General features: G+C 64.7%; 6 protein-coding genes and 1 pseudogene. All 7 read left to right on the forward strand.

What is annotated here, in order from left to right:
* Positions 1-408 (forward strand): transcription termination/antitermination protein NusG (nusG, locus tag VF697_RS31625; RefSeq protein WP_331100803.1); only part of this gene is annotated, 408 nt, incomplete at its 5' end.
* A gap of 102 nt (positions 409-510) precedes the next feature.
* Positions 511-954: a 50S ribosomal protein L11 gene (rplK, locus tag VF697_RS31630; protein ID WP_331100804.1), complete on the forward strand. Its 444-nt coding sequence runs from the start codon at positions 511-513 to the stop codon at positions 952-954.
* A 41-nt stretch (positions 955-995) separates the two neighbouring features.
* A complete protein-coding gene (rplA, locus tag VF697_RS31635; protein WP_331100805.1) occupies positions 996-1,709 on the forward strand; it encodes a 50S ribosomal protein L1 in 714 nt (237 codons plus the stop codon).
* Positions 1,710-2,122: 413 nt separating this feature from the next.
* Positions 2,123-2,641, forward strand: a complete 519-nt coding sequence (gene rplJ, locus VF697_RS31640) for a 50S ribosomal protein L10 (RefSeq protein WP_331100806.1) — start codon at positions 2,123-2,125, stop codon at positions 2,639-2,641.
* A gap of 86 nt (positions 2,642-2,727) precedes the next feature.
* The gene (gene rplL, locus VF697_RS31645; RefSeq protein WP_331100808.1) at positions 2,728-3,105 is read left to right on the forward strand and encodes a 50S ribosomal protein L7/L12; all 378 of its coding nucleotides are present in this window, start codon (positions 2,728-2,730) and stop codon (positions 3,103-3,105) included.
* 183 nt (positions 3,106-3,288) lie between these two features.
* Positions 3,289-7,521: a DNA-directed RNA polymerase subunit beta gene (gene rpoB / locus VF697_RS31650; RefSeq protein ID WP_331100809.1), complete on the forward strand. Its 4,233-nt coding sequence runs from the start codon at positions 3,289-3,291 to the stop codon at positions 7,519-7,521.
* Positions 7,522-7,625: 104 nt separating this feature from the next.
* Positions 7,626-8,466: pseudogene (locus tag VF697_RS31655) on the forward strand (DNA-directed RNA polymerase subunit beta'); the annotation flags it as partial.

Genomic DNA, 8,466 nt, shown 5'->3' on the forward strand with positions numbered 1-8,466 from the left:
GTCGAGATGGTGAAGGGCGAGAAGAAGACGTCCCGGCGTAAGTTCTTCCCGGGCTACATCTTCGTGCAGATGGAGCTGAACGACCGCTCCTGGCACCTAGTGAAGAACACGCCGAAGATCACCGGTTTCCCGGGTGCGGCCCAGAACGAGCAGCCCACGCCCATCTCGGACAAGGAGGTGGCTCGGCTCACCTCCCAGATCTCCGAGGGCACGCTCAAGCCCAAGCCCAAGGTTCAGTTCTCCGACGGAGACACCGTCCGCGTCATCGATGGCCCCTTCGCCAACTTCAATGGTACGGTGGAAGAGGTCAATGCGGAGAAGGGTCGCGTGAAGGTGCTCGTGAGCATCTTCGGCCGCGCCACCCCCGTGGAGCTCGATTTCATGCAGGTGGAGAAGACCACCGGCTAGCAGTCTTCCCCGGTCTTCTAGAGACCGGGGATACCCAGGGTGGGAGGGTCGCCCGTCAAGTGGCCCGTCATAACCACCGTCTCGAAAGGCAGTCGTCAGCCGATGAAGAAAGTCACAGGACAGGTCAAGCTGCAGATTCCCGCCGGTAAGGCGAACCCCGCTCCGCCGATCGGCCCCGCGCTCGGTCAGCAGGGCGTGAACATCATGGAGTTCTGCAAGCAGTTCAACGCCAAGACCCAGGCGGAGGCCAAGGAAGGTCTGATCATCCCGGTGATCATCACCGTGTACGCGGATCGCTCCTTCACCTTCATCCTGAAGACGCCGCCGGCGGCCGTCCTCATCAAGAAGGCGGCGGGCCTGCACACCGAGAAGAAGAAGGGCTCGGGCGCCAAGAAGCCGGGCAAGGAGAAGGTGGGGCAGATCACTCAGAAGCAGCTCGAGGAGATCGCCAAGAAGAAGATCGAGGACACGACCGCTGGTTCTCTGGATGCCGCCAAGCGCACCATCGCTGGCACCGCGCGCTCCATGGGCATCGACGTCGTCTGACCTTCTCCACCCCCATCCCTTCCTAAAAGAGGATTTTCCACATGCCTCAGACCGGTAAGAAGTTCCGCGCCGCCTCCACCAAGGTGGACCGCAACAAGCGCTACACCATCGCCGACGGCTTCGCTCTCCTGAAGGAGACCACGGCCGCCCGCGGCACCAAGTTCGATCAGACCGTCGAGGTTGCGCTCAACCTCGGCGTGGACCCGAAGCACGCGGACCAGATGGTCCGTGGCGCCGTGGTCCTTCCGCACGGCACCGGTGCCACGGTGCGCGTGGCCGTGTTCGCCAAGGGCGAGCGCGCCACGGATGCCGAGGGCGCTGGCGCCGACGTGGTGGGCGGCGACGAGCTGGCCAAGCGCATCGAGGGCGGCTTCCTCGATTTCGACACCGTCATCGCCACCCCGGACATGATGGGCGTGGTCGGCCGGCTCGGTAAGGTGCTCGGTCCCCGCGGCCTCATGCCCAACCCCAAGGTGGGCACGGTGACCATGGACGTGGCCAAGGCCGTCCGGGATGCCAAGGGCGGTAAGGTGGAGTTCCGCGCCGAGAAGGCCGGCATCATCCACGCCAAGCTCGGCAAGGCCTCCTTCACCCCTGAGAAGCTGCAGGACAACTTCAACACCCTGGTGGACCTGGTCATGAAGCTCAAGCCGGCCACTGCCAAGGGCGTCTACCTCAAGGGCGTGGCCATCTCCGCCACCATGAGCCCGGGCATCAAGATCGACACCAACGAGATCCTCGCCCGTCACCGGTAGTCAGGTGTAGGGCAGGGGGTTCGTCAGTTCAGGCCAGGGGGCGGCCTCTCTCGTGGAGGTCCGCCCCGTCGTCTTCTTGACGCCCGCGGTCATAATTTGCTGGACGTTTTGTAACGCCGCGGGTATAGCGCCCCGGCTTTGCAATCGAAGCGCCATGCCGATGAGGCTTGGCGCTTCAGTCATCCCTGGTCCCAGACAGCAGGGACCCAGGGTGGGGCTCGTGCCCTCCGTTGGCAACCGGGCAACCGGTCGGAGACACGGATACCACCCCGGGTTCAAACGACTCTAAAAGTCGCCCGGCCGAGACTGGAGGTGCGGTGTGGTGCCTCTCGGGGCTCCCTCTCGCTCTGCCACTTGTGTGGCCCAGGCAATCCAGCCCGCCCTCGGGCGGGTGTCGTGAGGAGGTGAAACAAGTGATCAAGAGCGAGAAGGAAGAACTCATCAAGGAACTCAACGAGAAGTTTTCGCGGGCTCAGACCGCGATCGTCGCTGAGTTTTCCAAGCTGAACGTGGAGACGGTCACCAAGCTGCGCAGGAAGTTCCGCGACGGCAAGGTGGACTACAAGGTCCTGAAGAACACGCTGGCCAAGCGCGCCGCGAAGGGTACCCCGGTGGAGGTCATCGCCGAGGACTTCGTGGGGCCCGTGGCCATCGCCATCAGCTACGACGATGTCGTGGCCCCGGCGAAGATCCTCGTGGACTTCATCAAGGACCTCGAGACCATCAAGGTCCGCAGTGCGTCCGTGCAGGGCCGCCGCGTCGACGTCGAGGGCGTGAAGGCCCTGGCGAAGATGCCCGGTCTGCCCGAGCTCCGCGCCCAGCTGCTCGGCATGCTCAACCAGCCTGCCGGCAAGCTCGTCCGCACCATCGCGGCCCCCGGCTCCCAGCTGGCCCGCGTGCTCCAGGCCAACGTGGACAAGCAGCCCAAGTAATAGAACCGAGAAGCAAACCCACCCCGAACCTCTGGCCCATTTCTTCCCCCGTGGAAGCGGGCCGTTAGAAACCGAAGGACATCGAAATGCCTGCTGACCTGAACGCCATTGTTGACCAGCTCTCCACCCTGACGGTGATGGAGGCCGCCGAGCTCGTGAAGCAGCTCGAGAGCAAGTGGGGCGTGTCCGCCGCCGCCGTCGCCGTGGCCGCTGGCCCCGCCGCTGGCGCCGCCGCCGCCCCCGCCGAGGAGAAGACGGAGTTCACCGTCGTTCTCGCCGACGCCGGCGCGAACAAGATCAACGTCATCAAGGAGATCCGCGCCATCACCGGCCTGGGCCTGAAGGAGGCCAAGGACCTGGTCGAGGGCGCTCCGAAGAACGTCAAGGAGGGCGTCAACAAGGACGACGCCAAGAAGATCAAGGACCAGCTCACCGCGGCTGGCGCCAAGGTCGACATCAAGTAATTGCGCTGTTTCGGGTAGGCGGCGGGTTTCGGGAAATTCCCGCCGCCTCCTGACCGGATGAGCAGGCCGGCGTGCCCGGAAAGGGTGCGCCGGCTTTGCCCTTTCCGTATCTCTAAATTTCCCGCTGCCGCTGCGCGTTACCCAATCTCGCCCCGCCACGAGATTGCTCGCCCCGGAGTTCGAATGCCGACGCAGATCCAGAACAACTTCCGAGTGCGGAAGACCTTCGCGAAGATCGCGAAGACCATCGACATTCCCAACCTCATCAACATCCAGAAGCAGTCCTACGAGAAGTTCCTCCAGGCTGACATCCCGCCGGAGAAGCGTGAGGACCTCGGGCTTCAGGGAGTGTTCAAGTCGGTCTTCCCGATCCGCGACTTCAACGAGACGTCCTCGCTGGAGTTCGTGAGCTACCACCTCGAGAAGCCCAAGTACGACGTCGATGAGTGCCACCAGCGTGGGATGACCTACTCGGCGCCCATCAAGGTCGTCGTGCGCCTGGTCGTGTGGGACAAGGACGAGGAGACGGGCGCCCAGTCCATCCGCGACGTGAAGGAGCAGGAGGTCTACTTCGGGGAAATCCCGCTGATGACCCAGAACGGCACCTTCATCATCAACGGCACCGAGCGCGTGGTGGTCAGCCAGCTGCACCGCAGCCCGGGTGCCTTCTTCGACCACGACAAGGGCAAGAGCCACTCGTCTGGCAAGCTGCTCTACAACGCCCGCATCATCCCGTACCGCGGCTCGTGGATCGACTTCGAGTTCGACCACAAGGACATCCTGTACGTCCGCATCGACCGGCGCCGCAAGCTGCCGGCCACGGTGCTCATCCGCGCCCTGGGCGCGGTGGCCGACACCGCCAAGAAGAACCCTCTGGAGTTCCGCGGCTCCACCGAGGAGATGCTGAACTACTACTACGCGACGGAGACCATCTACCTCCAGAGCAACGCCGACTTCGAGAAGTCGGTGGAGCTGGAGCTCCTGCCCGGTCAGCGCGCCACGCGCGACATCAAGACCAAGACGGGCGAGGTCATCGTCAAGAAGAACCGCAAGTTCACCCGCGCCGCCATCAAGAAGCTCGAGGCGGCCAAGATGAAGACGCTCCCCATCGACGCGGACGAGCTCTTCACCAAGGTGTCCGCCTACGACGTGGTGGACGAGAACACCGGCGAGGTCATCCTCGAGTGCAACGAGGAGGTCTCCCAGGACAAGGTCGACGAGCTCCTCAAGCGCGGCATCAAGGAGTTCAAGGTCCTCTTCATCGACAACCTCAACGTGGGTCCCTACCTGCGTGAGACGTTGATGCTGGACAAGATCGAGACCCCCGAGCAGGCGATCATGGAGATCTACCGCCGCCTGCGCCCCGGTGATCCGCCGACGCCCGAGACGGCCACCAATCTCTTCAGCAACCTGTTCTTCAACCCCGAGCGCTACGACCTGTCCAAGGTCGGCCGCCTCAAGCTGAACTTCAAGTTCGGCCTCGAGGAGCCGCTCGACGGGCAGATCCTCACCAAGCGCGACATCCTCGAGGTCATCCGCTACCTGGTGGACCTCAAGAACGGCAAGGGTGTGATCGACGACATCGATCACCTCGGCAACCGTCGCGTCCGCGCGGTGGGCGAGCTGCTGGAGAACCAGTACCGCATCGGTCTGGTCCGCATGGAGCGAGCGATCAAGGAGCGCATGAGCCTCCAGGAGATCGAGACGCTCATGCCGCACGACCTGATCAACGCCAAGCCCGTGACGGCCGTCATCAAGGAGTTCTTCGGGTCCAGCCAGCTGTCGCAGTTCATGGACCAGACCAACCCCCTGTCCGAGGTGACGCACAAGCGTCGTCTGTCCGCCCTCGGGCCCGGTGGCCTCACCCGCGAGCGCGCGGGCTTCGAGGTGCGCGACGTGCACCCGACGCACTACGGCCGCATCTGCCCCATCGAGACGCCGGAAGGCCCGAACATCGGCCTCATCGCGTCGCTGTCCACCTACGCCCGCGTCAACGAGTTCGGCTTCGTCGAGACGCCGTACAAGAAGGTGGAGGCCGGCGCGGTGACCGGTGACGTGGCCTTCTACTCCGCGCTCGAGGAGGAGAAGCACACGATCGCCCAGGCCAACGCCGAGACGGACAAGAAGGGCAAGTTCCTCAACGCCCTCGTGTCCTCCCGCCGTGGCGGCGAGTTCGTCCAGGCCAAGGCCGAGGACGTGGACCTGATGGACGTGTCCCCGAACCAGCTCGTGTCGGTGGCCGCCTCCCTCATCCCGTTCCTCGAGAACGACGACGCCAACCGCGCGCTCATGGGCTCCAACATGCAGCGCCAGGCCGTGCCGCTGCTGCGCACCGCCGCTCCGCTCGTGGGCACCGGCATCGAGGCGATTGTCGCCCGCGACTCCGGCGTGACCTGCGTGGCGCGTCGCGACGGCATCGTGGAGAGCGTGGATGCCGGCCGCATCGTGGTGAAGGCGGACACCTCCACGGGCGCGTTCGACATCTCCAGCGAGGTCGACATCTACAACCTCCTGAAGTACCAGCGCTCCAACCAGAACACGTGCCTCAACCAGAAGCCCATCGTCCGCAAGGGCGACCGGGTGCGGAAGGGTGACGTGATCGCCGACGGTCCCGCGACCGAGACGGGCGAGCTCGCGCTGGGCCAGAACGTCGTCGTCGCGTTCATGCCGTGGCAGGGCTACAACTTCGAGGACTCCATCCTCATCTCCGAGCGCATCCTCAAGGAGGACGTCTTCACGTCCATCCACATCGAGGAGTTCGAGTGCATCGCGCGCGACACCAAGCTCGGCAAGGAGGAGATCACCCGCGACATCCCGAACGTGGGTGAGGAGGCCCTCAAGGACCTCGACGAGAGCGGCATCATCCGCATCGGCGCCGAGGTGAAGCCCGGCGACGTGCTGGTGGGCAAGATCACTCCGAAGGGCGAGACCCAGCTCTCTCCCGAGGAGAAGCTGCTGCGCGCCATCTTCGGTGAGAAGGCCGGCGACGTGCGCGACAGCTCGCTGCGCGTGCCCCCCGGCGTGGTGGGCACCGTCATCAACGCCAAGGTGTTCAGCCGCAAGGGCGTGGAGAAGGACGAGCGCGCCAAGCAGATCGAGTCCATGGAGGAGGCCAAGCTCCTCAAGGACCAGAACGACGAGATCAAGGTCCTGCGCGACAGCGCCTACGACCGCCTGCGCGCCATGCTCCGCGGCAAGGAGATCCAGGGCAAGCTCGTGGACGACAAGGGCAAGATCCTCCTGAAGAAGGGGGACATCGTCTCCGACGAGCTGCTGGCCACCGTCCCGTACAAGTACTGGACGGAGATCTCCGTCGGCGATCCGCTCGACAGCAAGCTGCGCGACATCCTCCGCAACCAGGAGGAGACCACCGAGGCCGTGAAGCTGGCCTTCGGCGAGAAGATCGCCCGCATCAAGAAGGGCGATGAGCTCCCGCCGGGCGTCATCAAGATGGTGAAGGTGTACGTCGCCATCAAGCGCAAGCTGGCCGTGGGCGACAAGATGGCCGGCCGCCACGGTAACAAGGGCGTCGTGTCCCGCGTCCTCCCCGAGGAGGATCTGCCCTACCTCGAGGACGGGCGTCCGGTGGACATCGTGCTCAACCCGCTGGGCGTGCCCTCGCGCATGAACATCGGGCAGATCCTCGAGACCCACCTGGGCTGGGCCGCCAAGGGCGTGGGCGAGCAGCTCCAGAAGTACATCGAGGAGAACTACAGCGGCGAGAACCTCAAGAAGCAGGTGAAGACCGTCTACGACGACAAGGCCTTTGGCGAGTTCGTGGACACCCTGTCCGACGACGAGGTCAAGAGCCTGTGCTACCGCCTCAAGCGGGGCATCCACGTCGCCACGCCGGTGTTCGACGGCGCGCGCGAGACGGAGATCCACTCGCTCTTCGACGAGGCCCGCCTGCCGCGCAGCGGCCAGATGGTCCTCTTCGACGGCCGCACCGGTGAGCCGTTCGACCAGAACGTCACCGTCGGCGTGATGTACATGCTCAAGCTGCACCACCTGGTGGACGAGAAGATCCACGCCCGCTCCATCGGGCCCTACTCGCTCGTCACCCAGCAGCCCCTGGGCGGCAAGGCCCAGTTCGGCGGTCAGCGACTCGGAGAGATGGAAGTGTGGGCGATGGAGGCCTACGGCGCCGCGTACACGCTCCAGGAGTTCCTCACCGTCAAGTCCGACGACGTGGTGGGCCGCACGCGCATGTACGAGGCCATCGTCAAGGGCGACAACGTCCTGGAGTCCGGCCTGCCCGAGTCGTTCAACGTGCTGCTCAAGGAGCTCCAGTCGCTCGCCCTGGACGTGGAGCTGCTGGAGAGTGCCCCGCCCGAGCGTCAGCGCTCGTTTGGCATCAGCGGGGACATGGGCACCAGCGACGGCGACGAGCGGGTGAAGACGGGCACCGAAGCCTAAAGCAGCGAACCTGCCCCCCGACGTCCGCTCCCTGAGCGGGCGGGCGTCGGCGGGTAGGGGAAACGATTCCGCGCTCAGGCGCTCCAAAGAAATTCGGAGGCAACGTGAAGGACATTTTCAACTTCTTCGAGAAGCCGAAGGATCCGCTCTCGTTCAACGCCATTCGCATCGCGCTGGCGTCGCCGGACAAGATCCGTCAGTGGTCGCACGGCGAGGTGAAGAAGCCGGAGACCATCAACTACCGCACCTTCAAGCCGGAGCGGGATGGGCTCTTCTGCGCCCGCATCTTCGGCCCGGTGAAGGACTACGAGTGCAACTGCGGCAAGTACAAGCGCATGAAGCACCGTGGCGTCGTGTGCGAGAAGTGCGGCGTGGAGGTCATCCAGTCCAAGGTGCGTCGTGAGCGCCTGGGCCACATCACGCTCGCCACTCCCGTGGCGCACATCTGGTTCCTCAAGTCGCTGCCCTCGCGCATCGGCAACCTGCTCGACATCACGCTCAAGGAGCTCGAGAAGGTCCTGTACTGCGAGAGCTACATCATCATCGACCCCAAGGCGACGCCGCTGCAGAAGGGCGAGCTCGTCAGCGAGGAGAAGCTCCACCGGCTCTACGAGGAGCACGGTGAGGACTCCTTCAGCGCGGGCATGGGCGGCGAGGCCGTCCGTGAGATGCTCAAGTCGCTGGATGTCGTGCGCCTGTCCGAGGACCTGCGCCGCGACATGCGCGAGACCAACAGCGAGGCGAAGAAGAAGAAGTACGCCAAGCGCCTGAAGGTCGCCGAGGCCTTCCGCATGTCCGGCAACAAGCCGGAGTGGATGATGCTGGACGTCATCCCCGTCATCCCGCCCGACCTGCGTCCCCTGGTTCCCCTGGACGGCGGCCGCTTCGCGACCTCGGACCTCAACGACCTGTACCGCCGGGTGATCAACCGCAACAACCGGCTCA

Origin of the sequence: Archangium sp. (assembly GCF_036388035.1) — a bacterium.
Taxonomy (GTDB): Bacteria; Myxococcota; Myxococcia; order Myxococcales; family Myxococcaceae; genus Archangium.